The sequence below is a fragment of the Bacillus timonensis genome, assembly GCF_004799755.1.
Classification (GTDB): domain Bacteria; phylum Bacillota; class Bacilli; order Bacillales; family Bacillaceae_L; genus Ferdinandcohnia; species Ferdinandcohnia timonensis_A.
This window is the reverse complement of record NZ_SLUB01000001.1, coordinates 1-17,084: the sequence shown is the minus strand read 5'-3', so window position 1 is coordinate 17,084 and position 17,084 is coordinate 1. Positions and strand designations below refer to the sequence as shown.

Genomic DNA, 17,084 nt, shown 5'->3' with positions numbered 1-17,084 from the left:
TCCTCCTGTCTATGTAAGCCAAAAATGGAAATTTGATAAACTTCCAAACAAAAAGAAATTAACAAGTAAAAATAAAAATGCTCCTATATTCCAATAGGCAATTGTTTTCCCTTGGAGCTTTTGAACAACCCTTTTATAAAGGTACACTAAGTAAATAACTAAAACAAAAAAGGAACCTAATACCTTAGCATCGTAAAAATAAAAATTCTCAACCTTGATATAGGCCCATAGCACTCCTAAGATAAGCGCTAATAAAAGCATGGGCACCCCAATTAAATTCAATACATAAGACATATAGTCAAGCTTTGATAAATCATCTAATCGGAGCAGTCGTTTTCCCCATTTTTTCTGTTTTAACAAATTGTATTGAATTAAATAAAGAATTGAAAACACAAATGATAACGAAAAAGCACCATATGAAAGAATCGCCATCGTGATATGAATCATCAGTAATTCTGAAATAAGTTGAGTTTCCACGGCACTTGAACCATGCTGCCCTGGTGCAAAAGTATGTAAGGCCATAATGAAAAATCCTAATAAATTTGTAAAGAATACAATGAAATCCACTCTCAAAAACTTATTTAAAATTAATGAAAGTGTAATCAATACCCATGCATAAAAATAGAGTCCTTCAAACATGGACAATATCGGCAATCTGCCAGTATTCAGCATTCGTGTAAGGAGAAAAATTGATTGAATGACCCAAACAAATGCAAGTAACCAGAAGGCAAACTTATTTACCTTCCGGTTATTATGAAGAAAATCTATAAAATAAAGTAGGACACTTAAGGCATAGAGAATTACCGTAAACTCATGTAATCTCGTTACATTCATCTCTACCATTTCGAATTTCCCCTCATTATGACTGTAGAGAAGGTTGCTGTCTATTGGCTGCTGCCAAATTCACATTACCCTTTTCCTTTTGCATCCCATACTCAGAAACAACAGCTTCCTCAATATCAAAAATCTTCATAAATAATCCTAAAGATTCATCTGCATCGGGCTGGGCAGCAAGTTCCTTCGCTTGTAAAATAGGGTCTCGCAGTAGCTGATTAATAATACTTTTCGTATGTTTGTTCAATACTTTTCGCTCGCGCTCAGTCAGATTAGGCATTTTGCGTTCAATACTTTCCATTGTTTCAGCTTGAATGGCTAACGCCTTTTTGCGCAATGCTGAAATAACGGGAACGACCCCTAGTGTGTTCAACCAATTCTTGAATTCAACGATTTCATTTTCAATCATGAGTTCAATTTCTTCAGCAGCGACTTTACGTTCCTGAAGATTAGCTTCAACGATTCCTTCTAAATCATCGATATCATAAAGAAAGACACTTTCTAAGTCCGCAAGTCCTGGGTCTAAGTCCCTTGGTACAGCAATATCAACCATAAATAAAGGACGACCCTTTCTTATCTGTTCAACATCCTGCATCATTTCTTTTGTAATGACATAACCTTTCGCACCAGTCGAACTAATCATGATGTCAGCATCAACTAAGGCGCATTGAAGTTCCTCGATTGCTTTCGCTTCCCCTTGGAACTTGTCAGCAAGGAGTTGAGCTTTTTCAAAGGTACGATTCATCACTGTTACTTTCCCCACACCAGAACCGTGTAAGTTTTGCACAGCTAGTTCGCCCATTTTTCCAGCACCTAAAATAAGGACATTTTTATTTGAAAGGTCACCAAAAATCTTTTTTGCAAGTTCAACGGCAGCATAACTCACTGAAACAGCGTTTGAACCAATTTCCGTTTCAGAATGGGCACGCTTGGCTAACGTAATCGATTGCTTAAAAAGATGGTTAAAGACAGTTCCTGAAGTACCTTGATCTTGTGCAGATAAAAAGCTTGATCGAACTTGTCCAAGGATTTGCGTTTCCCCTACCACCATCGAATTTAAACCGCATGTTACATGAAACAGGTGATTGACCGCACCTTCGTCTTCAAAGATATTTAAATATGGTGTAAATTCTTCTTTATCAATTCCAAACCACTGTGAAAGGAAATCTTTAATATAATAGCGTCCTGTATGCAGTTGGTCGACAACAGCATATATTTCTGTCCGGTTACATGTTGAAACAATGATATTTTCTAAAATACTCTTTTTCCCTTTTAATTCTTTCATTGCTTGCACAATGCTCTCTGAATCAAAAGTTAATTTTTCACGTATTTCAACAGGGGCTGTTCTATAGTTTAGTCCGACCATAATTGTATGCATAAATCTCTCACCCCAACTTTTAAATAATAAAATAGATTTTCGTCCAAAAAACTACTACTATTATACCATGTATGATGTGAACGATTGTCGAAAAATGTGTGAACAGTTTTTGACAACCTGTGCTAATATGGTTTTATAATAAAATGAACCTATAAATGCGTTTATACTAATAAATAAGTCGTTTTGACTTCAATCGTTACCTTAACAAAAATACATGGTCAAATCAAGTAACTAGCATGGGGGACTATATGAAAAAAAATAATCTCTTTTCTGGTATCATCCTTGTCGGGATTGGATGCTATCTTTTGCTTCAACAATTGGGTATACCAGTATTCACCAATTTCTATTCGTGGCAAACTCTCGTCATCCTTGTCGGGATTGCTTTTCTCGTCCAGGCATCTGTCGAAAACAATCCAAGTAGTATCTTACCTGGTGTCATTTTGGTTGGCTTTGGTTTTCACTTTCATGCGATCAATCAACTTAGCTTTTGGCCTAAACAGCCAGGTACTTTATTGTTTATAGTCGGGCTCGGAATGCTGTTTACATATATTAAGACGAAAAATGGACTATTCCATAGTATCGTTCTGTTATTTGTTTCGCTATTGTTTCTCAATTATGGCCGATTTATAAGCTGGTTGGGATTTTTAGAGGGCAGTTTTTCATTCATTTTAGACTATTGGCCCATTCTCCTTGTCGGAATTGGTTTTTATTTATTATTCATTAAGAAAAAGTAAATTATACCAAACCACTCATACCCACGAGAGTTATAATTCGTGGGTGTTTCAATTCCATTAAAAAAGTACCTCAAAGTTCGCCCTTTGAGATACTTATATAACCTTATAAGATAGAATTGAGAAAATCCTTTGTTCGTTGTTCTTTTGGATTTTCAAAGATTTCGTTTGGTTGTCCGACCTCTACAATTTTTCCATCATGCATGTATATGACACGGTCTGCAACCTCTCTCGCAAACCCCATTTCATGGGTGACTACAACCATCGTCATTCCTTCATTCGCTAATTGCTTCATGGTATTAAGTACCTCTCCAACCAATTCTGGGTCGAGCGCAGATGTCGGTTCATCAAATAACATAATTTCAGGTTTCATTGCCAATGCCCTAGCAATAGCAACACGTTGCTTTTGCCCGCCTGATAATTTAGATGGATACACATTGATCTTATCAGCCAATCCAACCTTTCCAAGTAGTTCCTCTGCCTGTCGGACGGCTGCTTGTTTTGGGATTTTTTTAACTTGGGTTGGAGCCTCTATGACATTATCAAGGACTGTCATATGAGGAAAGAGGTTAAAATGTTGAAAAACCATTCCAACTCTTTGCCTAATTTCAGTTAGATTGTGACTTTGGGGTTCTATTTTTTCATCTTTAATGATGATTTCTCCACTTTCCTTCATTTCTAAAAAATTCAAACAACGAAGTAGCGTACTTTTCCCAGAACCACTGGCTCCTATTAAACAAACAACTTCACTTTCTTCAACGATCATGTTGATATCTTTTAACACATGTAAGTCACCAAATGATTTATTTAAATTGACAACCTTTATCATTTCCTTCTTTCCCATATCATTTCACCGTCCTTATCTGTCGATAGCAGCCAATTTTTTCTCAAGCATTCCAACTAAAATGGTAAAGATTAGAACAAGGATTAAATAGTAAATTGCAACTATGAGCAAATATGTCATATAGTCAAAGTTATTCGAACCTAATGTTGTTGAAACATTAAAAAGTTCATTTAAGCCGATAAATGCTGCTAGGGATGAGTCCTTCAATGCGATGATAAATTGATTTCCTAAAGGCGGTAAGGCTCTTCGAAACGCTTGGGGAAGGATAATTCTTCTCATCGTTAAGGTCCTACTCATCCCCAAAGACTGTCCAGCCTCCATTTGACCACTATCAATCGATTGTATAGCACCTCGAAAAATTTCTGCCAGATATGCTCCGTTATGAAAAGCTAACCCTAATGTGACCGACCAAAACATAGATATATCTAAAGCAGATAGACCAAAATAAAAAACAAAAATCTGTACCACTAATGGGGTCCCTCTTACTAGATATATATACAGATCGGCGATCTTAACTAAGATGGTTTTCGCTGAAATTTTTAAGAAGGCAAAAAGCAAACCGATAAAAACAGCGATGAAAACGGCAACGATCGTTACTTGAAGTGTTAGAAGCATCCCCTTTAGAAAAAGAGGATAGGATTCAATTAATTGCTCAATGATATGACTAAATTCTGGCAACTTTACTCAACTCCTTTTTCAAATTGTCACCCTTTAGAAAAAGAAACGAATGCGTAGGAAAAACACATTCGTTTCGATGATGTTCTTATTCTTCTGGATTCGTAGTTATATCTTCTTTGAAGTATTTTTCGCTTATTTGTTTAAGTGTTCCATCTTCTCTAAGCTTTTCTAATGCATTATTGACTTTTTTCAACAATTCTTCATTTTCCTTTGAAACAGCAATTGCTTGCTCACTCAAACCGAGAATGTCCCTACCTTCAATATCTAGCCCGTTGCCGATTCCTTCTTTTCCTGTTAAGAAATCCGTAATCACCGCATCATGTTTTCCAATCGCCAAAGCTTCTAATGCTGTTACATCACTGTCATATTGGATCACGTTTCCAGTAACCTCTTGTGCCGTTTTTGCATATGTAGATCCCTTTGAAACGGCAATTTCCAAATCCTTCAGATCTTCTAAACTTTGAACATCACTATCCGGTCTGACAAATATTTGTGGTCCTGAATAATAGTAAGGTGTTGAGAAATTAACATGCTCAGCACGCTCTTCTGTAATCGTATGACTAGCAACTGCAGCATCAAACCTTCCAGTCTTCACACCTTCTACAATACTGTTAAATTTAAACCTCTTTTGATTAGGTTCAAGACCCAGTTCCTTAGCAATTGCCTCTGCCACATCAATATCAAAACCAGTCATCACACCATTTCCATCTGTAACACTAAATGGATTGTATTCACCTGATGATGCAAACGTAAATTTTCCTTCCTCTACTAATTCCATCCCGTTTGAAGATGATTTTTCACCGCCACAAGCACTTAAACCACCGATAACCAAAAGTAAAATGAATAATGAGCCCAGTCTTTTTTTCAACGCAGTTATCCCCCTTTGTCCTACTAAAATTTTTTTAGTAGAGAATACCTATCTTTACTTATATCTTTATTAGTCCAACCACTGCCATATAACCTAATCGGTAAAATCACCAAAGAATCTTTTCGTTTCTCCATATTTCCTTAAGAATTGTCATACATTTCCACTCAAAAAAAACAGCCAAAGCGATTGCTTTAGCTGTTTTTCTCTTACATATACGATTGTAATAAAGTCCAGGCTTCATCTTTTCCTAAGCCTGTATCAGAAGAAAATTTAATGAGATGGTCACCTGTCTCAAGCTTCAAAGTCTCGCGAACCACCTTTAGATGTTTATCCCACTTTCCTTTTGGGATCTTATCTGCCTTTGTTGCAATGACGATAACTGGTATTTCATAATGCTTTGCAAAATCATACATAAGCACATCATCATTTGTTGGTGGGTGACGTAAATCAACAATGAGAACAACCGCTCTAAGTTGCTCACGCGTTGTTAAATACTTTTCAATCATTTTTCCCCATGCTTCTCTTTCTTTTTTAGATACTTTCGCATATCCATATCCTGGAACATCAACAAAATGCAATAATTCATTGATTAGATAAAAGTTTAAGGTCTGTGTTTTACCAGGCTTTGATGATGTACGGGCCAATGCTTTTCGGTTGATCATTTTATTAATAAACGATGATTTTCCTACATTCGATCGTCCTGCTAGTGCAAATTCAGGTAAATCTCCCTCTGGATATTGTTCCGGTCTGACAGCACTGATTACGATATCTGCACTTGTTACTTTCATTTTTTCTCCTCTACTAACGCATGTTTTAAGACTTCATCTAAATGGGAAACCGGAACAAATTCAACATCGTCTCTTACACTCTCTGGAATATCTTCTAGATCCTTTTCGTTTTCCTTTGGAAATAGAATTTTCGTTAATCCTGCACGATGGGCGCTAAGAGATTTTTCCTTCAACCCACCGATTGGAAGAACACGACCTCTTAGCGTAATTTCGCCCGTCATTCCTACTTCCTTACGAACTGCCCTTCCAGTTAAAGCAGATATAAGAGCAGTTGCAATTGTAATACCTGCTGAAGGTCCATCCTTAGGTACAGCACCTTCTGGAACGTGTATATGGATATCATTTTTTTCATTAAAATCCGGATCTATTTTTAATTCTTCAGCTTTAGAGCGAATGTAACTAAATGCTGCTTGAGCGGATTCCTTCATCACATCTCCAAGCTTACCAGTAAGTACAAGCTTTCCTTTACCCGGTGCCAAGGAAACCTCGATTGAAAGTGTGTCCCCACCGAAAACTGTATAGGCAAGCCCAGTAGCTACTCCCACTTGATCCTCAATTTCTGCTTGACCATAGCGGAATACTTGTTTCCCTAAAAATTCAACAACATTTTTGTCTGTGATGACAACGCGTTTCTTTTCACCTGATACAATAATTTTAGCAACCTTACGACAGATTTTTGCAATTTGACGTTCAAGCCCACGAACTCCCGCTTCCCTCGTGTAATAGCGGATGATATTTAACAGGGCATCCTCCCGTATTTGCAATTTTCCTTTTGTTAATCCATGCTCTGCAAGCTGCTTCGGCAATAAATGATCTTTGGCAATATGAACCTTTTCCAGCTCCGTATAACCAGCGATTGTGATAATTTCCATACGATCTCGAAGCGGTCCAGGAATTGTCGCTAAATTATTTGCCGTCGCAATAAACATAACTTTAGATAAATCATAAGGCTCTTCAATAAAATGATCGCTAAAATTGAAGTTTTGTTCAGGATCCAATACTTCGAGCATAGCTGATGAAGGATCTCCTCTAAAATCATTCGACATTTTATCAATTTCATCTAATAAAAAGACTGGATTGATTGTACCGGCCTTTTTCATCCCTTGAATAATTCGGCCTGGCATTGCACCGACGTAAGTTCTTCGATGTCCTCTGATTTCAGATTCATCACGAACACCACCAAGTGAAATTCGCACAAAATTTCGCCCAAGAGATTTTGCCACCGATTTAGCTAGTGAAGTTTTCCCGACTCCAGGAGGTCCCGCTAAACATAATATTGGCCCTTTCAAGGAATTCGTTAACTGTTGGACGGCTAAATATTCAAGAACTCTATCTTTTACCTTTTCAAGTCCAAAATGGTCTTTCTCAAGAATTTCTTCCGCGCGATGAATATCCAGTCGGTCTTCCGTCGCATTTGTCCATGGTAACGCTAAAAGCCATTCAATATAATTCCTAATTACTGCGCTTTCCGCAGAGGTTTGAGGAATTTTTTCGTAGCGGTCGAGTTCCTTTAATGCTACTTCCTTTACATGGTCAGGCATACCTGCAGATTCAATTTTTTCTCTTAGTGAGGATACTTCACCCGTTTTTCCTTCTTTATCCCCTAGTTCCTTTTGAATGGCCTTCATTTGCTCACGAAGGTAATATTCTTTTTGAGTTCTTTCCATTGAACGCTTGACACGTTGACCGATCTTCTTTTCAAGGCTTAAGACTTCTTTTTCATTGTTAATGATCGTAATCACTTTATCCATTCTCTCACGAACATTAATCGTTTCAAGAATATCCTGTTTTTCTTGAAGTTTAAGAGGAATATGAGAGGCAATGATGTCTGCCATTCTTCCTGGTTCTTCAATGTCAGTTACAGAAGTGTATGTTTCGGTTGAGATTTTCTTTGAAAGCTTTATGTATTGTTCGAAATACTCTAGCATCATTCGCATGAGTGCTTCTGTTTCAACATCCTTTGTTTCGTCTTCCTCAAATGTTTTTACTTTCACTGAATAATAGCTATCCTTGTCATAGATTTCTTTTATTTCAGCGCGGTAAAGTCCTTCCACTAATACACGTATTGTTCCGTTAGGAAGCTTAAGCATTTGTTTCACTTGTGTTAATGTTCCTATGTTATAAATATCATCCTTAGTTGGATCGTCAATTGACACATCTTTTTGGGTTGTTAAAAAAATGATATGGTCTTCTACCATTGCTTTTTCCAAGGCTTGCACTGATTTGTCACGACCAACATCTAAATGCAAAACCATTGTGGGATAGACAAGCAATCCACGGAGTGGTAAAAGAGGAACAATGATTTCTTTTTTTCTTGTCATTGCTAACACCTCAAAATTGAATAAATATAGTTCTTAAATGTAAATTTTATCTTATTTAATTGCCAGTGTCTATTTTAGTGGATTTTTCTTTTGCAAAATCAGAAATATAAAAGACTTCGACACTCCTTTTTAGTATGTCGAAGTCTTTCTATTTTAAACTGTTTTGGTTTTAGACAGATTCTGTCTTAGAAAAGTTTGTCGATGCTGGGATGATTGATTGCTTGGATTGCTTCCCGCGTTCAGGCGTTTCAATTGCGATTGCAAAAACTTCTTCAAGATTTTTAACTGGAATGATTTCAATCCCTTCAATGTCCATTAAGATGGATTGCATATTTTCTTCTGGGATAATTACCTTTTCAGCTCCTGCTAGTTTTGCTGCCTTAATTTTAGGGACAACTCCACCAATCGGTTTTACATTCCCGTGAATACTAATTTCTCCTGTCATCGCAACCTTATGGTCTACAGGAAACTTATGAATTGCCGAATAAATTCCTGTGGCCATCGCAATCCCCGCAGATGGACCATCAATTGGAATTCCACCAGGGAAATTAACATGGATATCATAATCGTGGGCAGGTACACCCATTGAACGAAGTACTGTAATTACATTTTCAATCGAGCCTTTTGCCATACTTTTTCTTCGAACTGACTTTCCACGATCTCCAATACTTTCTTCTTCCACAATACCCGTAATGTTAATTGTTCCTTTATCTTTTGCAGGAATGACAGTTACCTCAATTTCTAACAGGGCACCCGTATTGGGTCCGTATACCGCTAAACCATTTACAAGTCCAACTCGTGCACTTGGATAAATCTTTTTATCATAACGTGGGGTTAACTGGCTCGAATGAAGCACCCATTCAATATCTTCATCCTTAATAAAGTTTCGATCCTCTGAAATCGCAATACCGGCTGCAATTTGAACCATGTTGACGACTTCACGCCCATTTCGTGCATAGGATGCAAGTGTAGCAATGCCTTTCTCGGTTGCTTGCATATTTACCTTTTCAAGCGCTTTTCTTGTTACAATAGCTAATTCATCCTGATCCAATTCACGGAAAAATACCTCAAGACAACGTGAACGAATGGCAGGTGGGAGTTCATTTGGTGTTCTTGTCGTTGCACCAATCATCCGAAAATCAGCTGGCAACCCATTTTTAAAAATATCATGGATATGTGTAGGGATTTGGGTATTTTCCTCACTGTAATATGCACTTTCAAGAAATACCTTGCGATCCTCTAACACTTTAAGCATTTTATTCATTTGAATTGGGTGAAGCTCTCCAATTTCATCGATGAATAATACGCCGCCATGTGCATGTGTCACAGCACCAGGCTTTGGCTGTGGAATACCGGCTTGACCCATTGCACCTGCACCTTGATAAATCGGGTCATGAACAGAACCAATTAAAGGATCAGCGATTCCACGTTCATCAAATCTTGCAGTTGTTGCGTCCAATTCCACAAAAACAGCTGACTGCTTAAATGGGGACTTTTGATTTCGCTTCGCTTCCTCCATTACTAGTCGAGCTGCGGCTGTTTTCCCTACTCCTGGTGGACCATAAATGATGACATGCTGAGGATTTGGTCCACATAGAGCTGCCTTTAATGACTTAATGCCATCCTCTTGGCCAACGATATCTGAAAAACTAGTGGGTCTTACTCGCTCAGCTAGGGGCTCTGTTAAGGAAATGGATCTCATTTTTCGAAGTTGCTCCATTTCTTTTCTTGACTCTTTATCTATAGATACCTTTTGAGTTCGTTGGTTTTTAAGGAGATTCCAAAAATAAAGCCCGATAATGACTCCAAAAAATAGCTGTACGAATAAAACTATACCTGTCCAACTCATATTATTCCTCCTGCTCGCAAAGATAGACTACTATCAGCTATTATCTCCTGAGTATAGGTGTAATAAACCAGTTTTGAAGGATTTTTGAACGGACACTTAGATTAATTGGCGTCATAGGGGGGTTAAGATTGTTGATAATTTGGTGTGGTTGGCGTTATTTTCGTTCTGCCGACGATTAATTCGTTCTATCGGGTTATTTTGATTCTATCAACGATAATCGAGTTCTATCGGCTTAAAATCATTTCTATCGGCGTTAGATCAAGCTAACCATAAAAAAATCCCGAGGTACATTTCGCTACCTCGGGATTTTTACATTAAGCAGAGATTTCTGTATTTTCAACAACTGTTCCATCATCCAAAAGAAGCTTTGGAGCTGTATTTTTTGATACCGTTTCAGCTGTAATAATACATTTTTTAATATCGTCTCTTGATGGAAGATCGAACATCACATCAAGCATGATTCCTTCTATTATGGAACGTAAACCACGTGCACCCGTTTTACGCTCAATTGCTTTTTTCGCAATTTCCTTAAGGGCATCTTCTTCGAAATCAAGCTCAACTTCGTCTAACTCAAGCATTTTTTGATATTGCTTCACTAGAGCATTTTTAGGCTTTGTTAGAATTTCAACCAATGCATCCTCGTCAAGTGGCTCAAGGCTTGCAATTACTGGAAGTCGGCCAATAAACTCAGGAATTAATCCAAACTTTAATAAGTCTTCTGGTAACGATCTTGAAAGTAATGATTTTTGGTCTAATTCTTCTTCCACAATGTTAGATCCAAATCCAATAACTTTTTTACCAAGACGACGCTTAATAATTTGTTCAATTCCATCAAATGCCCCACCACAAATAAACAGAATATTTGTCGTATCGATTTGAATAAATTCTTGGTGTGGATGCTTTCTTCCACCTTGTGGAGGCACACTTGCGACTGTTCCTTCAAGAATTTTTAAAAGTGCTTGCTGAACACCTTCACCGGAAACATCTCTTGTGATCGAAGGGTTTTCCGATTTACGTGCTACCTTATCAATTTCGTCGATATAAATAATGCCTTTTTCTGCTTTTTCCACATCATAATCAGCAGCTTGGATGAGCTTTAAAAGAATATTTTCTACATCTTCACCAACATATCCAGCCTCTGTTAATGAAGTCGCATCTGCAATGGCAAATGGCACATTTAAGATACGAGCCAATGTTTGGGCAAGTAATGTTTTACCACTACCAGTTGGCCCAATCATACAAATATTACTCTTAGACAACTCAACGTCATCAATTTTACTGTTAGAATTAATACGTTTATAGTGGTTATACACAGCAACAGCTAAGGATTTTTTCGCTGAGTCTTGACCTATCACATATTCATCTAATATTTCTCTAATTTCTTTTGGTTTTGGTACGTCTTTAAATTCAACTTCTTCTTCAGTACCCAATTCTTCTTCCACGATTTCAGTACATAGTTCGATACATTCGTCGCATATATAAACGCCAGGCCCTGCAACTAACTTACGAACCTGATCTTGTGTTTTACCACAAAAAGAACACTTAAGTTGCCCTTTTTCATCGTTAAATTTAAACATTATGTCACCCCTTATTAGTTTCTTCTCTCTACAATAAGCCAACATTCTTTAGGTATCGATTAAAATCGGATCTCTACTTACCCGCAACTCGTACACCCTTATATTTAAGCAGTCTGGCTTGAACTTAGGCCCCATACCATCAGTTCGATAATTCTAATTCGTTATGTATTGCACATTGTACCATATTTCTTCTTCAAATAGGTAATAAATAACTCTCATGCATATTATGTAAGTATATTTTTGGTTGGAATTCGCCTAGTGAAACGTGTGAACTTTGCCCTCCTTTTAAGTGTTCCCAGATTCGTTAGAATAAAACTACTACCAACAGCCTATTGTATGTACTACTTCCATATTTTGGGTATAAAACAAGGCACGATCATATCGCGCCTTGATATTCCCTATTTAATATTATGCAACACTTTTGCTATTTTCCACAAGAAAATCGATTGCTTTTCTTATTTTTAAATCTTCTTTAACTCCATCTACGCCACCGAGCATTTGCTTAAGTTGTTCAGCAGATACACCGTACATAGTAGACATATTTTCAAGTTCTGCATTAATTTCTTCTTCAGAAACTTCGATGTTTTCAGCATTTGCAATTGCTTCTAAAGTTAAGTTAACTCGTACGCGCTTGCCAGCATCTTCTTTCATTTGTTCACGTAAAGCATTTTCGTCTTGGCCTGAGAATTGGAAGTAAAGGTCAAGATTCATACCTTGCATTTGAAGACGTTGTTCAAATTCACGAAGCATGCGGTCTAATTCAGTGTTAATCATTGCTTCTGGAATATCGATTTCTGCATTTTCAGATGCTTTTTCGATTAATGTGTCTTTAAGGCTATTTTCAGCATCTTGTTTTTTAGTTTCTTCTAAACGAGTTCTTGTTTTTGCTTTTAACTCATCTAATGTTTCCACTTCATCGTCAACATCTTTTGCAAACTCATCATCTAATTCAGGAAGTACTTTTCCTTTGATTTCGTGAACCTTTACTTTAAATGTAGCTGGCTTTCCTGCTAGATTTTCAGCATGGTACTCTTCAGGGAAAGTGACTTCCACGTCTTTTTCAGCTCCAGCAGCAACTCCAACTAATTGCTCTTCGAAACCTGGGATGAATGAACCAGAACCAATTTCTAATGAATAGTTCTCAGCTTTTCCACCTTCGAACGCTTCTCCATCAACGAAACCTTCAAAATCAATTACTACAGTGTCGCCATTTTCTATAGTACCTTCTTCTTTAACAACTAGTTCTGCATTGCGCTCTTGTAATTGCTTGATTTCTGCATCTACTTCTTCATCAGTTACTGTATCATCAAGTTTTTCCACTTCTAGACCTTTGTAGTCGCCAAGTTTCACTTCTGGTTTAACCGTAACTTTTGCAGTGAAAATAAGGTTTTTACCTTTTTCGATTTGCTCAACGTCAACTTCTGGACGGTCAACTGGCTCAATTCCAGTTTCTTTGATTGCATTTTCATATGCATCTGGAAGAATGATATCTAATGCATCTTGGTATAATGATTCAACACCAAAACGCTTTTCAAACATTCCACGAGGCATTTTCCCCTTACGGAATCCAGGTACGCTCACTTGCTTAACTACCTTTTTAAATGCATCGTCAAGTCCTTTGTTAAATGTTTCAGCGTCAACTTCTACAGTTAAGACACCTTGGTTTCCTTCTAATTTTTCCCACTTTGCAGACATAATACTTTCCCTCCAACTATCTATTTACTAACTATTTTTTCCGATATGTAAATTGGGTTAACTATTACCATATGTCGGTAAACTAGCATTTTACAACCATTACATTATAACACAGAATGGTCACCTTTCAACATATAGAAAATGATTATATTGTTAGAAAGTTTACCCAACTAAGCTACATTATAAAATTTCGAGATTGTTTTATTTTATTCAATATAAGAAAATCGTTCTACTTTTTCTAGTTTGTCCAAGGTTTGTTTTAGTTCAAAAAGATTGACACCATAGATTTGCTCAAGTGTTTGATTCTCAATCACCATTCCATGCAATTCAGCACTATATAAATGCAAAGTAGCTGCATACTTTGAAGGTTCCTCCTCCTCCAAGGTGAATGGATAGAGTACAAAAAGATGACGAAGCCAAATTTCTTTTGCCGTTTCGTAAAGGGTAGGATTCTCATTTTCCAATTGCTCTTCTAAAATAGAAAGAACCTGATTTGTGAAAGGAGACATCGATGGATCTACAAGGTTTTTAGGGTTTACCTTTATTGTCTCACCGAATTTCTCTACCTCTACCTCGAGATCCACCTGATTTGTTGCAAGTAACTGAATGATGATGGTTTTTACTATTGGATGGTTCTCAGGTATCACTAGAAATGGAATGAGCAAATTCAGGTATTTTCTTATATTTAGTTCCTTCAAGGATTGAATCGTGGCAATTTGCTTTCCAACTATTCCTTCATTATATAGGACGTTTTGAAGCTCCTCCTCCACATTCTTGTTCACGTATTCAATTTCTTTTTCCACCCCATCTGCAACAAGCATTCGTTTACTTAGCTCAAGTAACTGAGTTAAATGCTCCAAATGCTGTGGTGGAACTGCATCCTCGTCAAGTACGGCCTCAATCGTTGATTGGACTTCATCATATTGACCAAGCTGGATCAGGATTGTTACATAAATTTGAAGCACGTGAAAATAATCTCCGACATCCTCCTTTAACATCTCTAAACAATTTTCTTTCGCCTTCTCCAATTCTCCCAATTCAAAAAGACAAATCACAATGCCAAGTTCAATTTCGTGGTTACCTGTTTCAAGCTCTTTGGCCTGCTTCAATAATGCTAGAGCCTCGTTAAATTTTTTACTCGATAAAGCTTCAAGTCCTTTTTCCATCAATCTTTCTTTAAGCTTAGGAAAAGGAATAATTTTATCCTGTTTTTTATCTTTGTTTTGCTTATCCATAGAGTTATTCCAACCCCAAATTCGTTTTTTTCTTGAGTTATAAGTTTAACAATGAAAAAAGGAGAAAACAATAGGGGCTTGCTAGATTCCAAAAATATAGACAAAGCCGAAACTGGCTTTGTCTACAATTTTAGTTGGCCGTTTTAAGTTCGTGTTCTTTAATTTGTTGCTCGTAGGAAAGTGTTTTATCAATCTCATCCCAACCATTGATCAACATTTCTTTCCAATAGGAATCAATAGTAAATTCTGTTTTGAAGCCTTTTGAATCAACAATGGTCTGTTCTTCTAAAGAAATCGTACATTCAAAATGAGCATCATTGGCTTCTTTTAATAGATACTCAATTACACTTTTTTCTAGAACAATTGGAAGCATTCCGTTCTTTAAGCAGTTATTATAGAAAATATCTGCAAAAGATGGAGCTAGTATTGCTTTAAATCCATAGTCTTGTAATGCCCATGGGGCATGCTCACGAGAAGAACCACAGCCAAAGTTTTCGTTTACTACAAGAATGGATGCCCCTTCGTTTTCTTTTCGGTTTAGTTCAAAATTTGGATTTGGACTACCATCTGCTTCAAAGCGCCAATCGAAAAAGGCATATTTTCCAAACCCTGTTCTTTCAATACTCTTTAAAAATTGCTTTGGAATGATTTGATCTGTATCGACATTGTTTCGATCCATTCCCGCCACTTTACCTGTATGTGTAATAAATGGTTCCATATTTATGCCTCCTCTCCTGTTGCTACTTTTTGAAGTTTACGAACATCTACGAATCTTCCATATATTGCTGCCGCTGCTGCCATTGCAGGACTTACCAAATGTGTCCGAGCACCTTTACCTTGCCGTCCTTCAAAGTTACGATTCGATGTAGAAGCACATCTTTCACCTGCTGGTACTACATCTGGGTTCATGCTTAAGCACATGCTACATCCCGCATCGCGCCATTCAAAGCCAGCGTCACGGAATACATCCGCAAGACCTTCTTTTTCAGCTTGTAGTTTTACTTGTTGTGAGCCTGGAACGACTAACGCACGCAAGTTAGGAGATACTTTATGTCCACGGATAATGTCTGCCGCTTCGCGTAAATCACCAATTCGTGAATTCGTACATGAACCAATAAAGACATGCTGAATTTTAATTTCGTTAATTGGAGTTCCTGGAGCAAGTTCCATATATTCATATGCACGCTCTGCAGATTTCCTGTCAACTTCCCTTTTAAAATCCTCTGGGAATGGAACTGTGTCATCGATGGTTACACTCATTGATGGGTTTGTACCCCATGTAACAGTTGGTAAAATTTCATCCGCATGAATTTCTAATACAGTATCGAAAACTGCACCTTCATCAGTTGCAAGTTGCTTCCATCTCTCCACGGCCGCATCAAATTCAGCACCATCCGGGCTATGTTTTCTTCCTTTTAAGTATGAGAATGTCGTTTCATCAGGACTAATTAACCCAGCTTTTGCTCCACCTTCGATGGACATATTACAAATGGTCATTCTTTCTTCCATGGACATTTTTCGAATTGCTTCACCTGTATATTCAATAACATGTCCCGTTCCAAAATCAATTCCAAATTTGCGGATAATCGATAAAATAACATCTTTAGCATAAACGCCTGGTGATAAATTTCCTACAACATTGATTTGCATGGTTTTAGGTTTTTGTTGCCATAATGTTTGAGTTGCAAGAACATGTTCAACCTCACTTGTCCCAATTCCAAACGCTAAAGCCCCAAATGCACCGTGTGTAGATGTATGACTATCTCCACATACAATCGTTTTACCTGGTTGGGTTAATCCAAGTTCAGGGCCAATTACGTGGACAATCCCTTGTTCAGGACTGTAAAGATCTGCAAGTGGAACATTGAATTCCTTACAGTTTTTTTCTAATGCACTCATTTGCTTTGCAGCAGTTTCATCCTTTGTTTTGAAACGATCACTTGTTGTAGGTACGTTATGATCCATTGTTGCAAATGTTAAATCAGGTCTTCTTACTTTTCTATTTTTTAAACGTAATCCTTCAAAAGCTTGCGGAGAAGTTACTTCATGGACAAGATGTAGGTCAATATATAGAAGACTTGGCTTCCCCTCTTCATGATTGATTACGTGTTGATCCCATATTTTTTCAATAATTGTTTTCGGTGCCATTCGTATCTTCCTCCTCCCTCTATAAATGTTGATTTATCAACGGTTTGATCCGTTGATGGGGTGTCAAAAAAATATTTTTCGACACGATTACTAACAAAGTCTTCATAATATGTGAAACTATTCCAATACATGGGTACG

At 37.3% G+C, this 17,084-nt stretch carries 15 protein-coding genes; 1 reads left to right on the top strand and 14 read right to left on the bottom strand.

The window, feature by feature from the left end:
• Nucleotides 1-9: 9 nt before the first annotated feature.
• Nucleotides 10-843: a cytochrome C assembly family protein gene (locus E1I69_RS00070; RefSeq protein WP_136377604.1), complete on the bottom strand. Its 834-nt coding sequence runs from the start codon at nt 841-843 to the stop codon at nt 10-12.
• 16 nt (nt 844-859) lie between these two features.
• Nucleotides 860-2,212 carry a glutamyl-tRNA reductase gene (hemA, locus tag E1I69_RS00065; RefSeq protein ID WP_136377603.1) on the bottom strand — a complete coding sequence of 451 codons (1,353 nt, stop codon included), beginning with the start codon at nt 2,210-2,212 and terminating at the stop codon, nt 860-862.
• A 248-nt stretch (nt 2,213-2,460) separates the two neighbouring features.
• On the opposite strand from hemA, the gene E1I69_RS00060 reads away from it, so the two are divergent.
• The gene (locus E1I69_RS00060; protein WP_136377602.1) at nt 2,461-2,946 is read left to right on the top strand and encodes a LiaI-LiaF-like domain-containing protein; all 486 of its coding nucleotides are present in this window, start codon (nt 2,461-2,463) and stop codon (nt 2,944-2,946) included.
• Between the two features lie 103 nt (nt 2,947-3,049).
• Here E1I69_RS00060 and E1I69_RS00055 read toward each other — a convergent pair whose 3' ends face one another.
• The 12 genes from E1I69_RS00055 to E1I69_RS24770 all read right to left on the bottom strand — a co-directional run.
• Nucleotides 3,050-3,772, bottom strand: coding sequence for an amino acid ABC transporter ATP-binding protein (locus E1I69_RS00055; protein WP_165439133.1), 723 nt, complete (start codon nt 3,770-3,772; stop codon nt 3,050-3,052).
• A gap of 30 nt (nt 3,773-3,802) precedes the next feature.
• Nucleotides 3,803-4,465: an amino acid ABC transporter permease gene (locus E1I69_RS00050; RefSeq protein ID WP_136377600.1), complete on the bottom strand. Its 663-nt coding sequence runs from the start codon at nt 4,463-4,465 to the stop codon at nt 3,803-3,805.
• Nucleotides 4,466-4,550: 85 nt separating this feature from the next.
• Nucleotides 4,551-5,333 carry a transporter substrate-binding domain-containing protein gene (locus tag E1I69_RS00045; protein ID WP_207308486.1) on the bottom strand — a complete coding sequence of 261 codons (783 nt, stop codon included), beginning with the start codon at nt 5,331-5,333 and terminating at the stop codon, nt 4,551-4,553.
• Between the two features lie 206 nt (nt 5,334-5,539).
• Entirely contained in the window at nt 5,540-6,121 is a 582-nt protein-coding gene (yihA, locus tag E1I69_RS00040) for a ribosome biogenesis GTP-binding protein YihA/YsxC (RefSeq protein WP_136377599.1), read from the bottom strand.
• Nucleotides 6,118-8,442, bottom strand: a complete 2,325-nt coding sequence (gene lon, locus E1I69_RS00035) for an endopeptidase La (protein ID WP_136377598.1) — start codon at nt 8,440-8,442, stop codon at nt 6,118-6,120. The genes yihA and lon overlap by 4 nt, the downstream gene beginning before the upstream one ends.
• Nucleotides 8,443-8,611: 169 nt before the next feature.
• On the bottom strand, nt 8,612-10,291 hold the full coding sequence (gene lonB, locus E1I69_RS00030) for an ATP-dependent protease LonB (protein ID WP_136377597.1): 1,680 nt from the start codon (nt 10,289-10,291) through the stop codon (nt 8,612-8,614).
• Between the two features lie 314 nt (nt 10,292-10,605).
• Nucleotides 10,606-11,868, bottom strand: coding sequence for an ATP-dependent protease ATP-binding subunit ClpX (gene clpX / locus E1I69_RS00025; RefSeq protein ID WP_136377596.1), 1,263 nt, complete (start codon nt 11,866-11,868; stop codon nt 10,606-10,608).
• 408 nt (nt 11,869-12,276) lie between these two features.
• The gene (gene tig, locus E1I69_RS00020) at nt 12,277-13,563 is read right to left on the bottom strand and encodes a trigger factor (RefSeq protein WP_136377595.1); all 1,287 of its coding nucleotides are present in this window, start codon (nt 13,561-13,563) and stop codon (nt 12,277-12,279) included.
• Between the two features lie 206 nt (nt 13,564-13,769).
• A complete protein-coding gene (locus E1I69_RS00015) occupies nt 13,770-14,798 on the bottom strand; it encodes a tetratricopeptide repeat protein (RefSeq protein WP_136377594.1) in 1,029 nt (342 codons plus the stop codon).
• A 130-nt stretch (nt 14,799-14,928) separates the two neighbouring features.
• A complete protein-coding gene (gene leuD / locus E1I69_RS00010) occupies nt 14,929-15,516 on the bottom strand; it encodes a 3-isopropylmalate dehydratase small subunit (protein ID WP_136377593.1) in 588 nt (195 codons plus the stop codon).
• A gap of 2 nt (nt 15,517-15,518) precedes the next feature.
• Nucleotides 15,519-16,946, bottom strand: coding sequence for a 3-isopropylmalate dehydratase large subunit (gene leuC, locus E1I69_RS00005; RefSeq protein WP_136377592.1), 1,428 nt, complete (start codon nt 16,944-16,946; stop codon nt 15,519-15,521).
• The coding region (locus E1I69_RS24770) for a hypothetical protein (protein ID WP_207308485.1) at nt 16,901-17,084 on the bottom strand (184 nt) is incomplete at its 5' end. The genes leuC and E1I69_RS24770, both read right to left, overlap by 46 nt.

Coding starts and splice junctions, on each gene's coding strand:
- E1I69_RS00070 (WP_136377604.1), bottom strand. CDS start 843: ATGGTAGAGATGAATGTAACGAGATTACATGAGTTTACGGTAATTCTC.
- hemA (WP_136377603.1), bottom strand. CDS start 2,212: ATGCATACAATTATGGTCGGACTAAACTATAGAACAGCCCCTGTTGAA.
- E1I69_RS00060 (WP_136377602.1), top strand. CDS start 2,461: ATGAAAAAAAATAATCTCTTTTCTGGTATCATCCTTGTCGGGATTGGA.
- E1I69_RS00055 (WP_165439133.1), bottom strand. CDS start 3,772: ATGATAAAGGTTGTCAATTTAAATAAATCATTTGGTGACTTACATGTG.
- yihA (WP_136377599.1), bottom strand. CDS start 6,121: ATGAAAGTAACAAGTGCAGATATCGTAATCAGTGCTGTCAGACCGGAA.
- lon (WP_136377598.1), bottom strand. CDS start 8,442: ATGACAAGAAAAAAAGAAATCATTGTTCCTCTTTTACCACTCCGTGGA.
- lonB (WP_136377597.1), bottom strand. CDS start 10,291: ATGAGTTGGACAGGTATAGTTTTATTCGTACAGCTATTTTTTGGAGTC.
- clpX (WP_136377596.1), bottom strand. CDS start 11,868: ATGTTTAAATTTAACGATGAAAAAGGGCAACTTAAGTGTTCTTTTTGT.
- tig (WP_136377595.1), bottom strand. CDS start 13,563: ATGTCTGCAAAGTGGGAAAAATTAGAAGGAAACCAAGGTGTCTTAACT.
- E1I69_RS00015 (WP_136377594.1), bottom strand. CDS start 14,798: ATGGATAAGCAAAACAAAGATAAAAAACAGGATAAAATTATTCCTTTT.
- leuD (WP_136377593.1), bottom strand. CDS start 15,516: ATGGAACCATTTATTACACATACAGGTAAAGTGGCGGGAATGGATCGA.
- leuC (WP_136377592.1), bottom strand. CDS start 16,946: ATGGCACCGAAAACAATTATTGAAAAAATATGGGATCAACACGTAATC.